We start from the raw sequence: 18,229 nt of genomic DNA, 5'->3' as shown, positions 1-18,229 counted from the left end.
GTTCCTCCCCTCGACCGAGCCGCCGCGCGCGGCACCCCGAACAGCCCCGGACAGCCCGGACCAGATACTCACCCATACCCGGGGAGAACCGAAGGGGAAGCCGCGCAGGCGGAACCGCTCAGCCAGCACCGCTCAGTCAGCACCGCTCAGCCAGCACCGCTCAGCCGGAGCCCTTCAGGCAGAGCCGTTCAGGCAGAGCCCCCCACCGTGAACCCGATCGCCGTCCCGCCCCCGTCCCGCCGGAAGGCGAAGGGCGCTCCCCCGTGCGACAGGGCCACCTCCCGCACGATCGACAGCCCCAGCCCCGACCCGGGCAGCGACCGCGCGTCGGCGGCGCGGTAGAAGCGGTCGAAGACCCGGATCAGATCGTCCTCGGCGATGCCCGGCCCCCGGTCGAGGACCTCCACGCGAACCGTCCCGGGGCGGGCGGGTCCGGCGACGTTGATCTCGATCGGTGCGATGCCGTCGCGGTCGAACTTCGCGGCGTTCTCGACGAGGTTGGTCACCGCGCGCTGGAGCATCCCGGGCCGCCCCTCCGTCGTCGTGTCGCCGCTCGCGCGGACCACGATCCGCCGTCCCGTCCGCCGCCGGGTGAGCCCCGCGACGTCCTCGGCGATGTCGGCGAGGTCCACCCGCTGGGCCGGCTCGGTGTCGGACTGCCCGGCCGCCAGGTCGACCAACTCGTTGACCAGGTCGGTGAGTTCGCGAGCCTCCTGGCCGAGGTCCGCCACCAGTTCCTCGCGGGTGGCGGGCGGCAGTTCGTCGATGCGGCGCAGGAGGGAGATGTTCGTACGGAGGGACGTGAGCGGCGTACGGAGCTCGTGGCCCGCGTCCTGCACCAGCCGCCGCTGGTCCTCCTCCGACTGGGCCAGCCGGCCCAGCATGCGGTCGAAGGCGCGGCCCAGGCGGCCGACCTCGTCGTATCCGGTGACCGGCACCTGGATGCCGAGCCGGCGGGTGCGGGCGACGTCCTCGGCGGCTGAGGTGAGGGCGACCAGGCGGCGCGTGATGCGCCGGGCCAGCCACCAGCCGAAGAGTCCCGCGAGGGTGACCACCGCGGCCATCAGCAGCAGCGTCCGCTGCTGGAGCGCCCGCAGCAGATCCTCGGTGTCGCTGAACTCCTGGGCCACCTGCACCGCGCCCCGTCCGCCGCCGAGCGCGACGGTCGCGATGCGGTAGACGTCGCTGTCGACGCCGACGTCCTTGTGCTGGACCATCCGCCCGGCCGTGCCGTCGGCCGCGATCCGCCGGTCTACGGAAGTGACCGGCAGCCCCGGCCGGCCCGGGTCGACGACGGCGCCGTCCGGGCCCAGCACCTGCACATCGGTACGGGCGGGCCGTACGAGATCGTGCCCCGGCGCGGACGACGAGAAGTCCTCCGTCGTCATCGGCCGCTGCCGTACCTCGCCCCGCAGATCCTGCACGACCTCGTCGAACACCGACTCCTGGTCCACCCGCACCAGCCGGGCGGCGGCGGTGTACGACAGCAGCCCGACCAGGACCGTGACCACGGCGGTCACCGTCGCGAAGGACACGGCGAAGGTGGTGCCCAGCCCCGATCTGCGGCGCCCCGTCAGCAGTCTCCCGAGCCGGCGCCGGGCCGCGCCCACTCAGTCCTCCCGCAGCACGTAACCCACGCCGCGCACCGTGTGGATCAGCTGCGGGGCGCTCGGCTCGTCGAGCTTGCGGCGCAGATAGCCGACGTAGACGGCGAGGTTCTTGGAGCCGGGGCCGAAGTCGTAGCCCCAGATACGGTCGTAGATGGTGGAGTGGTCGAGGACGATGCCGGCGTTGCGGACCAGCAGCTCCAGCAGCTCGAACTCGGTCCGCGTCATCTCCAGCTCCCGCGTGCCCCGCCACACCCGCCGCGCCTGCGGGTCCATCCGCAGCCCTGCCGCCTCGATCAGCCGGCCGGACGACTCGGCCGGGGCCTGCTTCGGTACGTCGACGGGCGCGGGGCCGTTCGCCTCGCTGGTGCGGCGCAGCAGGGCGCGCAGCCGGGCGAAGACCTCCTCCACGTCGAAGGGCTTGACGACGTAGTCATCAGCGCCCGCGTCCAGGCCGGCGATGCGGTCCTGGGTCTCCACGAGCGCGGTCAGCATCAGGATCGGGGTGCGGTCGCCCTCGGCGCGCAGCACCCGGCAGACCTGGAGCCCGTCTATGCCGGGCATCATCACGTCCAGCACGAGCACGTCCGGCGGTGTGCGGTGGGCCTGCGCCAGCGCCTCGACACCGTCGGCGACCGCGGTGACCTGGTAGCCCTCCAGGGTCAGCGCGCGCTCCAGGGCGTGGCGGATGGCGCGGTCGTCTTCGGCGAGGAGAACAGTCTGGGGCACGGGTTCATACTGCCAAGGCCTCCGGCGGTTCGGCCGTGTGAGGCAGCTTACGATCACCCTTCTTACTGGGATCTCACCGTCACACGGCCTCGTCGCTCAAGCGCCGGACGGGCTGGAGAGTGCCGCCAGCTGTTCGGCGAACGGCACCACCACGAGGTCGTCCCTCGCGGCCGCCCTGACTCCCGACATCCCCCGCATCAGCCCGGCCAGCTCCCCCGCCGCCCGCTCGATCCGCCCGTCCAGCCCTTCGGCGCCCCAGTCCTCCGACGCGGCGTACACACCGGTCGGGGCGGCGACGGCCTTCAGGTGGGCGAAGAGCGGACGCAGGGCGTGCTCCAGGACCAGGGAGTGCCGGGCCGTGCCGCCGGTCGCGGCGATCAGCACGGGCAGGCCCGCCAGCGCGTCCTTCTCGATCACGTCGAAGAACGACTTGAACAGGCCGCTGTACGACGCCGAGAACACCGGCGTGACGACGATCAGACCGTCCGCCGAGGTCACCGCGTCGATCGCGGCGGCCAGCTTGCGGCCCGGGAAGCCGTTGGTGAGGTTGTGCGCGATCTCCACCGCGAGGTCGCGCAGCTCGACGACCTCAACGGCCTCGACGTCCACGTCGGCCCTCCTGCCGACCGCCGCGGCCAGCCGGTCGCCCAGAAGCCGCGTGGAGGACGGGACACTCAGCCCCGCGGACACGACGACGAGCTTCATGCGGTGGTCACCTCTTCCGAACCCTTCTCGGCCAGCAGCGAAGCGTGTGTGGGCGCGTCCGGCACCTCGGCGGGACGCCCCGCCGCGAACTCCTTGCGCAGCACCGGCACGACCTCCTCGCCGAGCAGGTCGAGCTGCTCCAGCACCGTCTTGAGCGGCAGCCCGGCGTGGTCCATCAGGAACAGCTGGCGCTGGTAGTCACCGGCGTACTCGCGGAAGGACAACGTCTTCTCGATCACCTGCTGCGGAGAGCCGACCGTCAGCGGGGTCTGGTCCGTGAAGTCCTCCAGCGACGGCCCGTGCCCGTACACGGGCGCGACGTCGAAGTACGGCCGGAACTCCCGCACGGCGTCCTGGGAGTTCTTCCGCATGAAGACCTGCCCGCCCAGCCCGACGATCGCCTGCTCGGGCGTGCCGTGCCCGTAGTGGGCGTACCGGTTCCGGTACAGCTCGACCATCCGCTTGGTGTGGTCGGCCGGCCAGAAGATGTTGTTGTGGAAGAAGCCGTCGCCGTAGTAGGCGGCCTGCTCGGCGATCTCCGGGGAGCGGATGGAGCCGTGCCAGACGAACGGCGCGACCCCGTCGAGCGGCCGCGGCGTGGACGTGAAGCCCTGCAGCGGCGTACGGAACTTGCCCTCCCAGTTCACGGCGTCCTCGTGCCACAGCCGGCGCAGCAGGGCGTAGTTCTCGATGGCGAGGTTGATGCCCTCCCGGATGTCCTGCCCGAACCAGGGGTAGACCGGCCCGGTGTTCCCGCGGCCAATCATGAGGTCGACCCGGCCGTCGGCCAGGTGCTGGAGCATCGCGAAGTCCTCGGCGATCTTCACCGGGTCGTTGGTGGTGATGAGGGTGGTGGAGGTGGAGAGGATCAGCCTCTCCGTCCGCGCCGCGATGTAGCCGAGCATGGTCGTCGGTGACGACGGCACGAACGGCGGGTTGTGGTGCTCGCCGGTCGCGAAGACGTCGAGTCCGACCTCCTCCGCCTTGAGCGCGATGGCGACCATGGCCTTGATGCGGTCGCGTTCGGTCGGCGTACGGCCCGTCGTCGGGTCCGGCGTGACGTCGCCGACGCTGAAGATCCCGAACTGCATGGACGCTCACCCTCCAGGTTGTTTAGCGTTCAACTACACCCGGAGAACGGTGACCGCCCGGGGACTATTCCCCGTGCGGCGCCCTCACCGCCAGTGCGGATTCCGCCCGGTCCGGGCGAGCAGCCGCTCGAACGCCGACGCGCCCTCCGCCACCGGCACCGGCTCCCCGAACACCCCCATCTTCCTCGCCGTCGGCGCCAGCTCGTCCACCGCGCCGGCCAGCTCCGCCACGACCGCCTCGTCGGCGCCCGGGTACTCCTGGCCCGTCGCCCGCGCCAGGTCCCACGCGTGCACGGTCAGATCGAGCAGCGCCATCGAGCCGACCAGCCGCGCGGGCATGTTCATCCCGCCGGTCGTCCCCTCCTCGGCACCGGGCGCCGACCAGGCCGCCACCAGCCGGTCCGTCTCGTCCGCGAGCCGCTCACGCCACTCGGCGCTCCCGGCGACCCGGTCGGGGGTCTCGCCGAAGTCCGACGCCTCCTTCACGGCCAGCCGCTGGAACTGCACGATCACCTGGAAGACATGGTTGACCAGGGCCTTCACGTCGTACTCGGCGCAGGGCGTGGGAGCGGAGAGGGTGGCATCCGAGATGCCCCGGACCACCGGGACCGCCCGCTCGCGCGCCATACCCAGCAGCTCACCGACGCCGTACGTCTTCACCGGGTTCGTGTGCACAGGGTTCGTGTGCCCAGATTTCGTGTTCACAGGGTTCGTGTCCATGCCTCGACCGTAGGGACACGCACCACTGCCCTTCTTGAAGAAACGCGACGTACGATCCGGCCATGGAGGCACCCCGCCACGACACCCGCGGGATCGTCGACCCGGCCGCGCTGCTGAACCGCGTGCGCTTCCGCCGCCACGAGCCCGCCGGGCCGCTGCGCCGGTACGTCGAGTGGTACTGGCTGATCGACTGGGACCTGCCCGCCCCCTACGCCTCCCACATCGTCCCGCACCCCGCCGTCAACCTCACCTTCCAGTGGGAGGAGGACGAGGGTCCGCCGTACGCCGAGGTCACCGGCGTCGCCCTCGGCCTGTACACCCGGAAGCTGACCGGCCGGGGCCGGGTCTGCGGGGTGAAGTTCCGCCCGGGCGGCTTCCGGCCCTACGCCCCCGAGGCGCCGGTGTCCCGGTGGACGGGCCGCGCGCTGCCCGCCGAGGAGGTGTTCCCGCAGGCCACGGGAGACACGGCCCACGCGATCGTCACCCCCGCCGACGACCGGGCGAGGGTGGCCGCGCTCGACGCCTTCCTTCATGCCCTGCCCCGCACCCCCGACCCGCAGGCGGACCTCGCCATGGACCTCGTCCAGCGCGTCCGCGCCGACCGCACGGTCCGCCGCGTCGGCGACTTCGCCCGGGCGGAGGGCCTGTCGGTGCGGGCGCTGCAACGGCTCTTCTCGACCTACGTCGGCGTCAGCCCCAAGTGGGTCATCCTCCGCTACCGCATCCACGAGGCCCTCAACCACGCCGACACCCACACCGACATCGACTGGGCCACCCTCGCCGCGGACCTCGGCTACGCGGACCAGGCCCACCTGGTGAGGGACTTCACGGCGACGGTGGGGGTACCGCCGACGGCGTACGCGGCGGAGGCCCAGGTCGAGGGTTAGGGGACCAGCACGAGCCGCCCCCGCACCCCGCCCTGGTCCAGCCGCGCATGCGCCTTGACGGCCTCGTCCAGGGGGAACGTCTCGGCCACGCGGGTCGTCAGCACGCCCTCGTCCACCAGCCGTACCAGCTCCGCCAGCCGCGCCCCGTCGGCGCTCACCTCGACCGCCCCGGTCCGCACCCCGCGCACCGACGCGGGCTCCGCCTGCGGGATGACGCCGATGTACCGGCCCCCGTCCCGCACCCACTCCAGGGCCCGCTCGCCGAGGACGGCGGCGTCCAGCACGGCGGCGAAGCTCCGGTCGGCGACGGGACCGCCGCTGAACCCCTCGGCCCCCAGCGACCGTACGAACTCCTCGTCCCCCTCCCGCGCCAGCCCGGTCACCGATATCCCCCGGCGCGCGGCGAGTTGGACGGCGTACGCCCCGACCGCCCCCGCCGCCCCCGTCACCAGCAGCGACTGGCCCGACGTCACCTCCAGCAGGTCCAGAGCCTGTTCGGCGGTGAGCGCGTTCAGCGGCAGCGTCGCCGCGTGGACGGCGTCCACCGTGGCCGGCGCCGTGGCGACGGCGTCCGTCGGGACGACCACGTAGTCGGCGTGGGTGCCGAGCGGCTTGACCATGCCGTAGTCCAGGGCGATGACCTCGTCCCCGACACTCCAGGATGTGGCCACCCCCACCGCGTCGACCGTCCCGGCCACATCCCAGCCGAGCCCGATCCGCTTGCCCGCACCCCCGAAGACCCCGGCCCGCACCCCCGCGTCCACGGGGTTCAGCGCCGCCGCCGCGACCTTGATCCGCACCTGACGCGCACCGGGCTCCGGTATCGCGGCGTCCACGACCTCCACGTTCTCCGGCCCGCCGAACGAGTTCACCACAACAGCACGCATGGCGTGTCTCCTTGGTTTGTCAGCATCTGGGATGTTCTCCCGTTCACTGCGGACAACCCTAGGAAGAGTTACTATCTCGTGGTAAGTAGTTACCTGAGAGTGCGTACGTACCCCGGAGGTGAGCCATGGCGACCACGACCGCCGTCCAGCGACGCGAACAGGCCCGCGTCGAGTACGACGCGTTCCTCAAGAGCTGCCCCACCAACCAGCTCCTGGACCGCATCAGCGACAAGTGGGTCAGCCTCGTCGTCTCCGCCCTCGCCCCCGGCCCTCTGCGCTACAGCGACCTCGGGCGCAAGATCGCCGGCGTCAGCCCCAAGATGCTGACCCAGACCCTGCGCTCGCTGGAACGCGACGGCCTCCTCACCCGCACCGTCACCCCGTCCGTCCCGGTCCGCGTCGACTACGAGCTCACCCCGCTCGGCCAGAACCTGGCCCGGCTGCTGACCGCGGTGAAGGACTGGGCGGAGACCCACTTCGACGAGGTCCGAGAGGCCCGCGAGCGCTACGACACCGAGGGCCCCGACAACTGAGCGCGGCCGGCAGGGGCAGGCGTCGCAGGTAGCCGGCGGCGCGGGCGTCAGAAGTGGTACGAGTCCCCCGTGTCCAGCACCAGCACCCGCTGCCGACCGCTGCGCCGGGTGCCGTCCGCCACCCCGCCGCTCCACAGGGTGTCGAACTCCAGCAGCACCTCCGAGGGCGCGCCCCGCAGCCGTACCCGCAGACCGAGCGTCTCCCCCGCCCCGCCCGCGGCCGGCACCCCGGCCCGGCACCACACGACCCGCTCCCCCGCCCGCGCACACCCCTGAGGCAACTCCTGCCGGTCCGCCAGCGGCTCCGACCAGCGCAGCCCTACCGTCGCCGCGGCCGTCGGGGCCGGCCCGGCGCCCAGCCCGTGATGGTGCGGAGTGAACCGCAGGTGGACCCGGCCGCCGGACATGGCCGCGGACCCGTGATAGGTGAGATCCGCCTCGGCACCGCGACCGCCCACCGCCCCGGCGGCCGGAGGCGCCCCGCCGACCACCGCCGCCACGGCCGCACCGCACACCGCAGCCACCCGCATCCGCCGCATACCGGCCACTCCTCTCGGCCGTGGTCGTACGGATGTATCCCACGCGGAGCGAGCCGCAGGCGCCGTCCAACAGGTGACAGGGGCCCGGACCCAAGGACGGCGGGGCCGGCGCGGGGGCGTGCGAAGCTGACCGCCATGCTCATCCTCCGCTCGGCCGCCCTCTTCGTCGTCGCCGCCCTCTTCGAGATCGGCGGCGCCTGGCTGGTCTGGCAGGGCGTACGCGAACACCGCGGGTGGCTGTGGATCGGCGCGGGCGTGATGGCCCTCGGCGCCTACGGCTTCGTCGCCACACTCCAGCCCGACGCCGAGTTCGGCCGCATCCTCGCCGCCTACGGCGGTGTCTTCGTCGCCGGTTCGCTGGCCTGGGGCATGGTCGCGGACGGCTACCGCCCGGACCGCTGGGACGTCACGGGCGCACTGATCTGCCTCGCGGGCATGGCGGTGATCATGTACGCGCCGCGAGGGAACTGAGCGGAGTCCGGGGGACGGTTCAGGTCGGCGGCAGCAGCCCCAACTGGTCCAGGAACTCCATCTCGTCGAAGTAGAGCCGGTAGTCGACGATGTGCCCGCTGTCGTCGACGGTGGCGAAGTCCACCCCGCGGATACTGATCTCCTTCTGCGTCGCCGGCAGCGTCTCGCCGGTCGGCAGCTGGATCGGCCCGGTGTTCCGGCCGTGGAAGATCCCCTCGTCGATGGCCGTGTTGCCGACCTCGTAGGAGTGCACCGACTCGTACGAACCGTCGGGAACCGCTTCCGTCATCTGGCGCCAGTACCCGGCGATGTTCTCCCGCCCGTGCAGCTCCCCGCCGTCGGGGGTGACGGCGACCGCGTCCGGTGGGTAGAGCTCGGCGATGGCCTTGGGGTCCGCCGTGGTGATCGCCGCGGTGAGCCGGTCCATGACCTCACGCGCCTGTCCCATGATCCACCTCCCGTGGTGGAGGATCACCCACCTCATTCTCCCACCGCCGCCCCGGATCGGCCGCCCGCCTATCCTGGCCGGACAGTCTCCGGACCCCATGGACCGTCCGGACTCTTCGCACCCGACCCGCACGAGGAGCAGCCATGCCCACCGCCGCCACGTCCGCCGCCTCCCGCATCGCCGTCATCACCGGTGCGAGCAGTGGAATCGGCGCCGCCACGGCACGCCGGCTCGCCGAGGCCGGCTACCGGGTCGTGCTGACCGCGCGCCGCAAGGACCGCATCGAGGCGCTGGCGGAGGAGATCAACGCGGCCGGCCACTCGGCGGCGGCCTACCAGCTGGACGTGACGGACCGCGCGGCGGTCGACGAGTTCGCGACGGCCTTCAGGACGATCGGTGTCCTCGTCAACAACGCGGGCGGCGCACTGGGCGCCGACCCCGTGGCCACCGGCGACCCGGCCGACTGGCGCACGATGTACGAGACGAACGTCATCGGCACCCTGAACCTCACCCAGGCACTGCTGCCGAAGCTGGAGGCGAGCGGCGACGGCACGGTGGTCGTGGTCTCCTCCACCGCCGGCCACGGCACCTACGAGGGCGGTGCCGGCTATGTCGCCGCCAAGCACGGCACCCATGTCCTCGCCGAGACTCTCCGCCTGGAGATCGTCGGCCGGCCGGTGCGCGTCATCGAGATCGCGCCCGGCATGGTCAAGACGGACGAGTTCGCCCTGACCCGCTTCGCCGGCGACACGGACAAGGCGGAGAAGGTCTACCAGGGCGTCGCCGAGCCCCTCACGGCCGACGACGTGGCCGACACCATCACCTGGACGGTCACCCGCCCCAGCCACGTCAACATCGACCTCCTGGTCGTCCGCCCGCGCGCCCAGGCGTCCAACACGAAGGTCCACCGGGAGCCGTAGGGACGGCTGGTGACGGCTGACGGCCCGTCGAGAGGCCGTCAGCCCTTCACGCAGACCACCTGCTTCAGCTTCGCCACGACCTCCACGAGGTCCCGCTGCTGATCGATGACCTGCTCGATCGGCTTGTAGGCGCCCGGGATCTCGTCGACGACGCCGGAGTCCTTACGGCACTCCACGCCCCGCGTCTGCTCCTCCAGGTCCTTCGTCGAGAACCGCCGCTTCGCCGCGTTGCGGCTCATCCGCCGACCCGCGCCGTGCGAGGCCGAGTTGAAGGACTTCGGGTTCCCGAGGCCCTTCACGATGTACGAACCCGTGCCCATGGAGCCCGGGATGATGCCGTACTCGCCGGAGCCGGCCCGGATCGCGCCCTTACGGGTCACGAGCAGGTCCATGCCGTCGTAGCGTTCCTCGGCCACGTAGTTGTGGTGTGCGCTGATCTCGGCCTCGAAGACCGGCTTCGCCTTCTTGAACTCCTTGCGGACCACGTCCTTCAGGAGCGCCATCATGATCGTGCGGTTGTACCTGGCGTACTCCTGCGCCCAGAACAGGTCATTGCGGTACGCCGCCATCTGCGGGGTGTCCGCCACGAAGACGGCGAGGTCGCGGTCGACCAGGCCCTGGTTGTGCGGGAGCTTCTGGGCCACGCCGATGTGGTGCTCGGCCAGTTCCTTGCCGATGTTCCGGGAACCGGAGTGCAGCATCAGCCAGACAGCACCGGTCGTGTCCGTGCAGACCTCGACGAAGTGGTTGCCGCCGCCGAGTGTTCCCATCTGCTTCCCGGCGCGTTCCTGACGGAACCTGACCGCTTCCGCGACCCCGTCGAACCGCCCCCAGAAGTCGTCCCACCCGGCCGTACCGAACCCGTGCAGCCGCCCCGGGTCCACGGGACTGTCATGCATGCCCCGCCCGACCGGAATCGCCTGCTCGATCTTCGACCGCAGCCGCGACAGGTCCCCCGGCAGGTCGTTCGCCGTGAGCGACGTCTTCACCGCCGACATCCCGCACCCGATGTCCACTCCCACCGCCGCGGGGCACACGGCCCCCCGCATGGCGATGACGGAGCCGACCGTCGCGCCCTTGCCGTAGTGGACGTCCGGCATGACCGCCAGGCCCTTGATCCACGGCAGGGTCGCCACGTTCCGCAGCTGCTGGAGTGCCACGTCCTCGACCGTCGCCGGGTCGGTCCACATACGGATCGGAACCTTCGCGCCCGGCATTTCCACGTACGACATATCGCCCTCAATCCCCCTGAAAACACATACAAGTCTGAAATCGCAAAACCGGCGCCAGGGTCAACGAAAAAGGACAACGGACCGGCGTCCACGGCAGTGCGTGCGATACACATTGTCTCCAGGTGGCGCCCGCACGCGGCAAGCGATTAACCAGCGGGGACACTGAGAGACCGGCAACGGACCGAGCACACAGCCCCGTCGAGAGGAGCCTGACCGTGCAGCGGAAGGCATACGTATCCGGCGTCGCCGCGCTCCTCGCGGCGCTGCTGGCCGGCTGCACCGGCAGTTCCGACGACGGCGGCACGACCGACGACTCCAACCCCGGCGACTCGGGTACGGCGACCGCGGCGGCCGAGCCCGGCCGGTACGCCACACTGCCCGAACCCTGTGGCGCGGTCGGCCAGGAGACGCTCGACCTGCTGCTGCCCGGCATCAAGCAGGTCACGGACGAGGACCAGCGGGAGAAGGCGTACGAGGGCACGCCGACGATCGCCTATGACACCGACCGCAAGGCCGGCTGCCGCTGGAAGGCCGAGTCGACCGAGGCCACGGATCGCCTGTTCGTCGACTTCGCGCGTGTGGTGTCGTACGACACGTCGGTCAGCGACGACAGCGAGGCGGAGCAGCTCTTCGCGACCCGGCTGGAGGCGGCCGACCTTCCGCAGCCGACGAGTTCCGGTTCCGCCGACGGCACTTCCGCCGCCGATCCGAGCGGTTCGCCTTCCTCGGCGGCCCCCTCCTCCGCCTCGCCGTCGGCATCCTCGCCCCCTTCCTCCTCTTCGCCCTCTTCGTCTTCTTCGTCCGGCTCCTCCACTCCGACCGACGGCGTGACCCCGGCCGAGCTCCAGCCGCGCCTCCTCGACGATCTCGGCGACGAGGCCTTCCTCGACGACGAGCTGAGCAGCTCCGGCTCGACGGCTCAGCAGCGCACGGTGACTGTGGCGTTCCGCACGTCCAACGTGATCGTGACGATCGAGTACGAGGAGCAGCCGGCGACGGTCGGCGCGGTCCCGGACAGCGAGGAAATGCAGGACAGGGCCCGGAAACTGGCGGCGCAACTGGCCGACGCGCTGGCGGAGTAGCGCCCCTGGGTCACCCCCGTACGCCCGATTGCGACGTAACCGAAACGAGACCACACAGCTTCTTCACCGCGTACCGTGGCCCCTCGGACCCGATCCGACCGCAGGAACCACGGGTGTCAGTCATGAGTGAAGGAACCATGCAGCGAGCAGCAGAGCGAGACCAGCATGACCGGCGTGACCAGCGCGAGCAGCGGGCGAAGGGCGGTCTGCACCGTGTCCTTGTCGGCGCGGCTGTCGTCCCCGTGATGCTGGTCGCGGCGGCCTGTTCCTCGAACTCCGGTTCGAACGACGGGGCCGGCGACAGCGCGAAGTCCTCGTCGGCGTCCGCGTCGGCGTCCGCGAGTCCGTCGCCGACGGTGCAGGCGGCCGTGTACAAGTCCCTTCCTCAGCCGTGCAAGGCGCTCTCGAAGAAGACGCTGGAGGACCTGGTCCCGGAGGCCAAGTCCGGCAAAGCGGGCACGTCGGACGACCCGGCGACGCGTGGCGCCTGCTCCTGGAGCAGCCTGGACAACAACGGTGTGAAGGGCTCGCAGTTCCGCTGGCTCAACGCCTCCCTGCTGCGCTTCGATTCGAACGTCACGCGCGGGTCGGGCGAGAAGCTGGCGCGGGACTACTTCGAGACGCAGGTCCAGGACGCCCGTTCGGTGAGCGGTGCGAAGAACACGAAGTCGGAGCCGGTCGCCGGAGTGGGCGATGAGGCGACGGCGGTGCGCTACGACCTGAAGAAGAAGGAGGGTTCCTTCAAGCAGGTGACGGTCGTGGCCCGGGTCGAGAACGTCGTCGTGACGGTCGACTACAACGGCGCCGGTTTCGCCGGCGACAAGACCCCGAGCTCGGACACCCTGAACAAGCTCGCGCAGAAGGCGGCCAAGGAGGCGGTGGCCGCGGTGGCGAAGGCGAACGGCAGCGGTGGCGGCACTGCGGGCACGCCGAGCAGCGCCCCCTCGAAGTCGGCGTCGAAGTCTCCCTCGAAGTCCCCGTCCGCGGGCTCCTCGAAGGCGGCGTCGAGCTCTCCCTCCAAGTCAGCGCCGAAGAAGAGCTGACCGTCACACCTGCCCCACCCCTGCGTCACAACGCGCAGCTCAGCCATGCCTGTTGCACGAGCCCGGCCCCCGTCAGGGACCGGGCTCGTGGCGTTGGTGAATCCGTACGCCGCACAGATGTGCCACCCTGTTGCGCGCAACAACACGCACTGGGAGGGGAGTACGAGTGGCCGGGCCACCGCAGCTGACTCGGATGCACCGCGTTCTCATCGGCGTGGTCGTGTTCGGCGCCGTGATCATCGCCGGCATCGGCTTCGCCGGTTCTTACGCGGCCGTCCGCGAGCTGGCCATCCAGAAGGGCTTCGGGAACTTCAGTTATGTCTTCCCGATCGGCATCGACGCGGGCATCTGTGTCCTGCTCGCCCTCGACCTTCTCCTGACATGGATCCGCATCCCGTTCCCGCTGCTGCGCCAGACGGCGTGGCTGCTGACGGCGGCGACGATCGCCTTCAACGGCGCGGCGGCCTGGCCGGACCCGCTGGGTGTGGGCATGCACGCCGTGATCCCGGTCCTGTTCGTGGTGGCCGTGGAGGCCGCCCGGCACGCGATCGGCCGCATAGCGGACATCACGGCCGACAAGCACATGGAGGGCGTCCGCCTCACCCGCTGGCTGCTCTCCCCGCTCCCGACGTTCCTGCTGTGGCGCCGGATGAAGCTGTGGGAGCTGCGCTCCTACGAGCAGGTCATCAAGCTGGAGCAGGAGCGGCTGGTGTACCAGGCCCGGCTGCGCTCCCGCTTCGGCCGGGCATGGCGGCGCAAGGCTCCGGTGGAGTCGCTGATGCCGCTGAGGCTGGCCCGGTACGGGGTCCCGCTGGCGGAGACGGCTCCGGCGGGTCTGGCGGCGGCGGGCATCGAGCCGGCGCTGCTGCCTCCGGCTCCGAAGCAGGCGCTGGACGTGGCTCCGGCTCCGGCGCCCGTGCCCCAACCCCAACCCCAACCCCAAGCCCAGCAGGCGACGCCTCCCGGCGAGCAGCGCCCGGAGCTGGTCGCCACGCCCGACCTGGAGCAGCCGGAGCAGCCGGAGTACGTGCAGGACTGGTTCAACACCCCCCGCAACGTGGAGTACCAGGGCGGCTACGACCCCGCGTACAACACTCAGGAACAGTACGACCAGTGGTACCAGGAGCAGCTCCAGGCCGAGCAGTACCAGGAGCAGTTCCAGGAGGAGCCGCCCGTCCAGGAGCCCTCCCCGGAGGACACCGGCACCTTCCCGATCCCCGTGACCGGCAATCGCACCCGCCAGCTCGGTGACGGCGGTGGCCCCCCGGAGCCCTCGGATCCGACCGAGGAGGACTACTACCAGGTGTTCAAGAAGTCGATAGGCGGCACCGGCTACCCGACCCCGCGCGAGTTCAGCGAGAACGTCGAGGCGGAGTTCGGCACCGCGCTCCTGCCGGACGCGGCCAAGCGCATGGTCACCCGGTTCACGAACCTCTACAACGCGGAACTGGAAGCGGACCACATCGCCTGACGTGCGGCAGCGCAGCAGAAAGGGGCCCTCGCCGGAGGGCCCCTTTCGCGTACCGCCTACTCGCTCACTCGCCGAGCAGGGCCCGCACCCGCTCCTGCCCCACCGCCAGCAGCAGCGTGGGCAGTCGCGGCCCCGTGTCCCGCCCGACCAGCAGGTGGTACAGCAGCGCGAAGAACGACCGCTGCGCGGTCTTGATCTCCGGCGGCAGCTCCTTGGGCGTGGCGTCCGCGGAGAACCCGGCCTGCACCTTGGGCACGCCGTACACGAGGTGGGTCAGCCCGTCGAGCGACCAGTGCGACTCCAGCCCGTCGAGGAGCAGCCGCAGCGACTGCTGGGAGGCCTCGTCGAGGGACTTCAGCAGCTCGGCGTCGGGTTCGTCGCGGACGATGGTCCGCTGGTCGGCGGGCACCTGCGTGTTGATCCACGCCTCGGCCTTGTCGAACCGGGGACGCGCCTCGTCCAGTGCGCCCAGCGGGTTCTCCGGGTCCAGCTCGGAGAGGATCCGCAGCGCCTGGTCCTGGTGCCCGGCGGTGATGTCGGCGACGGAGGCGAGCGTCCGGTACGGCAGCGGTCGCGCCGTGCGCGGCAGCTCACCGCCCGCCGTGCGCACCGCACGGGAGTGCGCGGCGGCGTCGGCGGGCAGGGCGGACCCGTCCGCCACCTTCCCGTCCAGCTTGTCCCACTCGTCGTAGAGCCGCTGGATCTCCTGGTCGAAGGCGATCTTGAACGACTGGTTGGGCCTGCGCCGGGCGTAGAGCCAGCGCAGGAGCTGCGGCTCCATAATCTTCAGCGCGTCGCCCGGCGTGGGTACCCCGCCCCGCGAGGACGACATCTTCGCCATCCCGGAGATCCCCACGAAGGCGTACATGGGCCCGATGGGCTGCTTGCCGCCGAAGATCCCGACGATCTGGCCGCCGACCTGGAAGCTCGACCCCGGAGACGAGTGGTCGACACCGCTCGGCTCGAAGACGACACCCTCGTACGCCCACCGCATGGGCCAGTCGACCTTCCAGACCAGCTTGCCGCGGTTGAACTCGTTGAGCCGGACGGTCTCGGAGAAGCCGCACTCGTTGCAGGTGTACGACAGCTCGGTCGTGTCGTCGACGTACGAGGTGACGGTGGTGAGGTCCTTCTCGCAGTTGCCGCAGTAGGGCTTGTACGGGAAGTACCCGGCGGAGCCGGAGCTGCCGTCGTCCTCGGCGGCAGCCCCCGACCCCTCGGCGGCCTCCAGCTCGGCCTCGTCGACCGGCTTCTGCGACTTCTTGGCGCCGCCCTTGGGCTTGGTGCGGTACTGGGCGAGGACGGCGTCGATGTCGGCCCGGTGCTTCATGGCGTGCAGGATCTGCTCGCGGTACACACCGGAGGTGTACTGCGCGGTCTGGCTGATCCCGTCGAACTCCACGCCCATCTCGGCGAGCGCCTCGACCATCGCCGCCTTGAAGTGCTCGGCCCAGTTCGGGTACGCCGAGCCCTCCGGCGCCGGCACGGAGGTCAGCGGCTTGCCGATGTGCTGGGCCCACGACTCGTCGACCCCGGCGATCCCGGCCGGCACCTTGCGGTAGCGGTCGTAGTCGTCCCAGGAGATCAGGTGCCGGACCTGGTGCCCGCGCCGCCGGATCTCGTCGGCGACGAGGTGTGGGGTCATGACCTCGCGCAGATTGCCCAGGTGGATGGGCCCGGAGGGGGAGAGTCCGGACGCGACGACGACCGGTTTGCCCGGGGCCCGACGCTCCGACTCCTCGATGACCTCATCCGCGAAACGGGAGACCCAGTCGGTGGTCTCGGTGCTCTGAGCCACGATCGGCACGTCCTTCTTTCTCCAGGGCAGCCGTACGGTCAACGGCTGGCGCCCTCATTGTCCCAGGCGACCTCCGTTCCGCGAAAACCACTTATCACGACCGCCCCGACAGGCGGCGCAGCCGCCCTGTCCGGGGCGGTCGGGCTGTATCGATCTGCGGCTCCGCCGCGTGGGCGCGACAAGCCCCCACCGGCCCGCGGCCGGGCGCGAAGCCGGAAAACCCCTTTGCGGCCCCGTGGGATACTGACCGGGACTCTCACACCAGCCCCGACCAGAACGGCACCCATACCCATGGCCCCGGTCACGTCCATCACCGCCAACGTCAACCAGCACCTCTCCGACGCCCTCACGGAAGCCCTTCCGGAGACCGTCGGCGACCCCCTGCTGCGACGTAGCGACAGGGCCGACTACCAGGCGAACGGCATCCTCGCCCTCGCCAAGAAGGCCAAGGCCAACCCCCGGGAGCTGGCCACCCAGGTCGTCGAGAAGATCACCGCCCCCGACCTGTTCAAGGACGTCGAGGTCTCCGGCCCCGGCTTCCTCAACATCACCGTCACCGACAAGGCGATCACCGAGACCCTCGCGGCGCGCGCGGCGGACGGCGAGCGCCTCGGCGTACCGCTGAAGGACAACGCGGGCGTCACGGTCGTCGACTACGCCCAGCCCAACGTGGCGAAGGAGATGCACGTCGGCCACCTCCGCTCCGCGGTCATCGGCGACGCCCTGCGCTCCATGCTCGACTTCACCGGCGAGAAGACGATCGGCCGCCACCACATCGGCGACTGGGGCACCCAGTTCGGCATGCTCATCCAGTACCTGTTCGAGAACCCCGGCGAGCTGGCCCCCGCGGCCGATGTCGACGGCGAGCAGGCGATGAGCAACCTGAACCGGGTGTACAAGGCGTCGCGCGCGGTCTTCGACTCGGACGAGGAGTTCAAGGAGCGGGCCCGCAAGCGGGTCGTCGCCCTGCAGTCCGGCGACAAGGAGACGCTCGAACTGTGGCAGCAGTTCGTGGACGAGTCGAAGGTCTACTTCTACTCGGTCTTCGAGAAGCTGGACATGGAGATCCGCGACGAGGAGATCGTCGGCGAGTCCGCGTACAACGAGGGCATGCCCGAGACCGCCCGCCTCCTGGAGGAGATGGGCGTCGCGGTGCGCTCCGAGGGCGCGCTCGTGGTGTTCTTCGACGAGATCCGCGGCAAGGACGACCAGCCGGTCCCGCTGATCGTGCAGAAGGCCGACGGCGGCTTCGGCTACGCGGCCTCCGACCTGACCGCGATCCGCAACCGCGTCCTCGACCTGGACGCGACGACGCTGCTGTACGTCGTGGACGTACGCCAGTCGCTCCACTTCAAGATGGTCTTCGAGACGGCCCGCCGGGCCGGCTGGCTGGGCGAGCACGTCACCGCGCACAACATGGGCTACGGCACGGTGCTCGGCGCCGACGGCAAGCCGTTCAAGACGCGTGAGGGCGAGACCGTACGGCTTGAGGACCTGCTGGACGAGGCGGTCGAGCGGGCGACGGCGGTCGTACGGGAGAAGGCCGAGAAGGTGGGCCTGACCGAGGAGGAGATCGTCGAGAACGGGCGGTACGTCGGGATCGGCGCCGTGAAGTACGCGGACCTGTCGACGTCGCCGAACCGTGACTACAAGTTCGACCTGGACCAGATGGTGTCGCTGAACGGCGACACGTCGGTCTACCTCCAGTACGCGTACGCCCGTATCAAGTCGATCCTGCGCAAGGCGGAGGGAGCTGCCCCGGTCGCGCACCCGGAGCTCGGACTCGCCCCGGCGGAGCGGGCGTTGGGCCTGCACCTGGACGCGTTCGGCGACACGGTGTTCGAGGCGGCCGCGGAGTACGCCCCGCACAAGCTGGCCGCGTACCTGTACCAGCTGGCGTCGCACCTGACGACCTTCTACGACCAGTGCCCGGTCCTCAAGGCCGAGACGCCGGAGCAGAAGGAGAACCGCCTGTTCCTGGTCGAGCTGACGGCCCGGACCCTCCACCAGGGCATGGCCCTGCTGGGCATCCGGACGCCCGAACGGCTCTGACCCGCCCCGAAGAA

General features: G+C 70.8%; 18 protein-coding genes. 8 read left to right on the top strand and 10 right to left on the bottom strand.

What is annotated here, in order from left to right; genetic code table 11:
• Positions 1-188: 188 nt before the first annotated feature.
• From ABIE67_RS27000 to ABIE67_RS26980, 5 genes are all read right to left on the bottom strand, one after another.
• Positions 189-1,610: an ATP-binding protein gene (locus tag ABIE67_RS27000; protein ID WP_370262493.1), complete on the bottom strand. Its 1,422-nt coding sequence runs from the start codon at positions 1,608-1,610 to the stop codon at positions 189-191.
• On the bottom strand, positions 1,611-2,336 hold the full coding sequence (locus tag ABIE67_RS26995) for a response regulator transcription factor (RefSeq protein ID WP_370262489.1): 726 nt from the start codon (positions 2,334-2,336) through the stop codon (positions 1,611-1,613).
• A 96-nt stretch (positions 2,337-2,432) separates the two neighbouring features.
• Positions 2,433-3,041, bottom strand: a complete 609-nt coding sequence (locus tag ABIE67_RS26990) for a CE1759 family FMN reductase (protein ID WP_370262484.1) — start codon at positions 3,039-3,041, stop codon at positions 2,433-2,435.
• A complete protein-coding gene (locus ABIE67_RS26985) occupies positions 3,038-4,132 on the bottom strand; it encodes an LLM class flavin-dependent oxidoreductase (protein WP_370262480.1) in 1,095 nt (364 codons plus the stop codon). The genes ABIE67_RS26990 and ABIE67_RS26985 overlap by 4 nt, the downstream gene beginning before the upstream one ends.
• A gap of 84 nt (positions 4,133-4,216) precedes the next feature.
• A complete protein-coding gene (locus ABIE67_RS26980) occupies positions 4,217-4,759 on the bottom strand; it encodes a TIGR03086 family metal-binding protein (protein WP_370268989.1) in 543 nt (180 codons plus the stop codon).
• 155 nt (positions 4,760-4,914) lie between these two features.
• On the opposite strand from ABIE67_RS26980, the gene ABIE67_RS26975 reads away from it, so the two are divergent.
• Positions 4,915-5,739, top strand: coding sequence for a DUF6597 domain-containing transcriptional factor (locus ABIE67_RS26975; protein ID WP_370262474.1), 825 nt, complete (start codon positions 4,915-4,917; stop codon positions 5,737-5,739).
• Here ABIE67_RS26975 and ABIE67_RS26970 read toward each other — a convergent pair.
• A complete protein-coding gene (locus ABIE67_RS26970; RefSeq protein WP_370262469.1) occupies positions 5,736-6,626 on the bottom strand; it encodes an NADP-dependent oxidoreductase in 891 nt (296 codons plus the stop codon). The two genes, ABIE67_RS26975 and ABIE67_RS26970, sit on opposite strands and share 4 nt — an antisense overlap.
• A 125-nt stretch (positions 6,627-6,751) precedes the next feature.
• On the opposite strand from ABIE67_RS26970, the gene ABIE67_RS26965 reads away from it, so the two are divergent.
• On the top strand, positions 6,752-7,159 hold the full coding sequence (locus ABIE67_RS26965; RefSeq protein WP_370262465.1) for a winged helix-turn-helix transcriptional regulator: 408 nt from the start codon (positions 6,752-6,754) through the stop codon (positions 7,157-7,159).
• A gap of 47 nt (positions 7,160-7,206) precedes the next feature.
• Here ABIE67_RS26965 and ABIE67_RS26960 read toward each other — a convergent pair whose 3' ends face one another.
• Positions 7,207-7,698, bottom strand: a complete 492-nt coding sequence (locus ABIE67_RS26960) for a hypothetical protein (RefSeq protein ID WP_370262460.1) — start codon at positions 7,696-7,698, stop codon at positions 7,207-7,209.
• 135 nt (positions 7,699-7,833) lie between these two features.
• Here ABIE67_RS26960 and ABIE67_RS26955 point away from each other — a divergent pair, with 135 nt between their 5' ends.
• Positions 7,834-8,169: a YnfA family protein gene (locus tag ABIE67_RS26955; protein WP_370262454.1), complete on the top strand. Its 336-nt coding sequence runs from the start codon at positions 7,834-7,836 to the stop codon at positions 8,167-8,169.
• Positions 8,170-8,188: 19 nt separating this feature from the next.
• Here the strand turns inward: ABIE67_RS26955 and ABIE67_RS26950 are convergent, their stop codons facing one another.
• Positions 8,189-8,617, bottom strand: coding sequence for an ester cyclase (locus ABIE67_RS26950; protein WP_370262450.1), 429 nt, complete (start codon positions 8,615-8,617; stop codon positions 8,189-8,191).
• A 143-nt stretch (positions 8,618-8,760) separates the two neighbouring features.
• Between ABIE67_RS26950 and ABIE67_RS26945 the strand changes: the two genes are divergently transcribed.
• The gene (locus tag ABIE67_RS26945; protein ID WP_370262446.1) at positions 8,761-9,537 is read left to right on the top strand and encodes an SDR family NAD(P)-dependent oxidoreductase; all 777 of its coding nucleotides are present in this window, start codon (positions 8,761-8,763) and stop codon (positions 9,535-9,537) included.
• 38 nt (positions 9,538-9,575) lie between these two features.
• Here the strand turns inward: ABIE67_RS26945 and ABIE67_RS26940 are convergent, their stop codons facing one another.
• Positions 9,576-10,769: an RtcB family protein gene (locus ABIE67_RS26940; protein WP_370262441.1), complete on the bottom strand. Its 1,194-nt coding sequence runs from the start codon at positions 10,767-10,769 to the stop codon at positions 9,576-9,578.
• Between the two features lie 215 nt (positions 10,770-10,984).
• On the opposite strand from ABIE67_RS26940, the gene ABIE67_RS26935 reads away from it, so the two are divergent.
• From ABIE67_RS26935 to ABIE67_RS26925, 3 genes are all read left to right on the top strand, one after another.
• The gene (locus ABIE67_RS26935) at positions 10,985-11,851 is read left to right on the top strand and encodes a DUF3558 domain-containing protein (RefSeq protein ID WP_370262435.1); all 867 of its coding nucleotides are present in this window, start codon (positions 10,985-10,987) and stop codon (positions 11,849-11,851) included.
• Between the two features lie 137 nt (positions 11,852-11,988).
• Positions 11,989-12,894: a DUF3558 family protein gene (locus tag ABIE67_RS26930; RefSeq protein WP_370262431.1), complete on the top strand. Its 906-nt coding sequence runs from the start codon at positions 11,989-11,991 to the stop codon at positions 12,892-12,894.
• Between the two features lie 193 nt (positions 12,895-13,087).
• Positions 13,088-14,365 (top strand): DUF2637 domain-containing protein, encoded by a 1,278-nt coding sequence (locus ABIE67_RS26925; RefSeq protein WP_370262427.1) that lies wholly within the window; start codon positions 13,088-13,090, stop codon positions 14,363-14,365.
• Positions 14,366-14,429: 64 nt separating this feature from the next.
• On the opposite strand, the gene lysS is transcribed toward ABIE67_RS26925, so the two are convergent.
• On the bottom strand, positions 14,430-16,172 hold the full coding sequence (gene lysS, locus ABIE67_RS26920; RefSeq protein ID WP_370262422.1) for a lysine--tRNA ligase: 1,743 nt from the start codon (positions 16,170-16,172) through the stop codon (positions 14,430-14,432).
• Between the two features lie 282 nt (positions 16,173-16,454).
• Between lysS and argS the strand changes: the two genes are divergently transcribed.
• Complete coding sequence (gene argS, locus ABIE67_RS26915) at positions 16,455-18,215, top strand: arginine--tRNA ligase (protein WP_370262416.1); 1,761 nt, start codon at positions 16,455-16,457, stop codon at positions 18,213-18,215.
• Positions 18,216-18,229: the final 14 nt, after the last annotated feature.

It is taken from the genome of Streptomyces sp. V4I8 (genome assembly GCF_041261225.1).
Taxonomy (GTDB): Bacteria; Actinomycetota; Actinomycetes; order Streptomycetales; family Streptomycetaceae; genus Streptomyces.
Note: the sequence above shows the minus strand (reverse complement) of the source record. Positions and strands in the feature narration are given on the sequence as shown.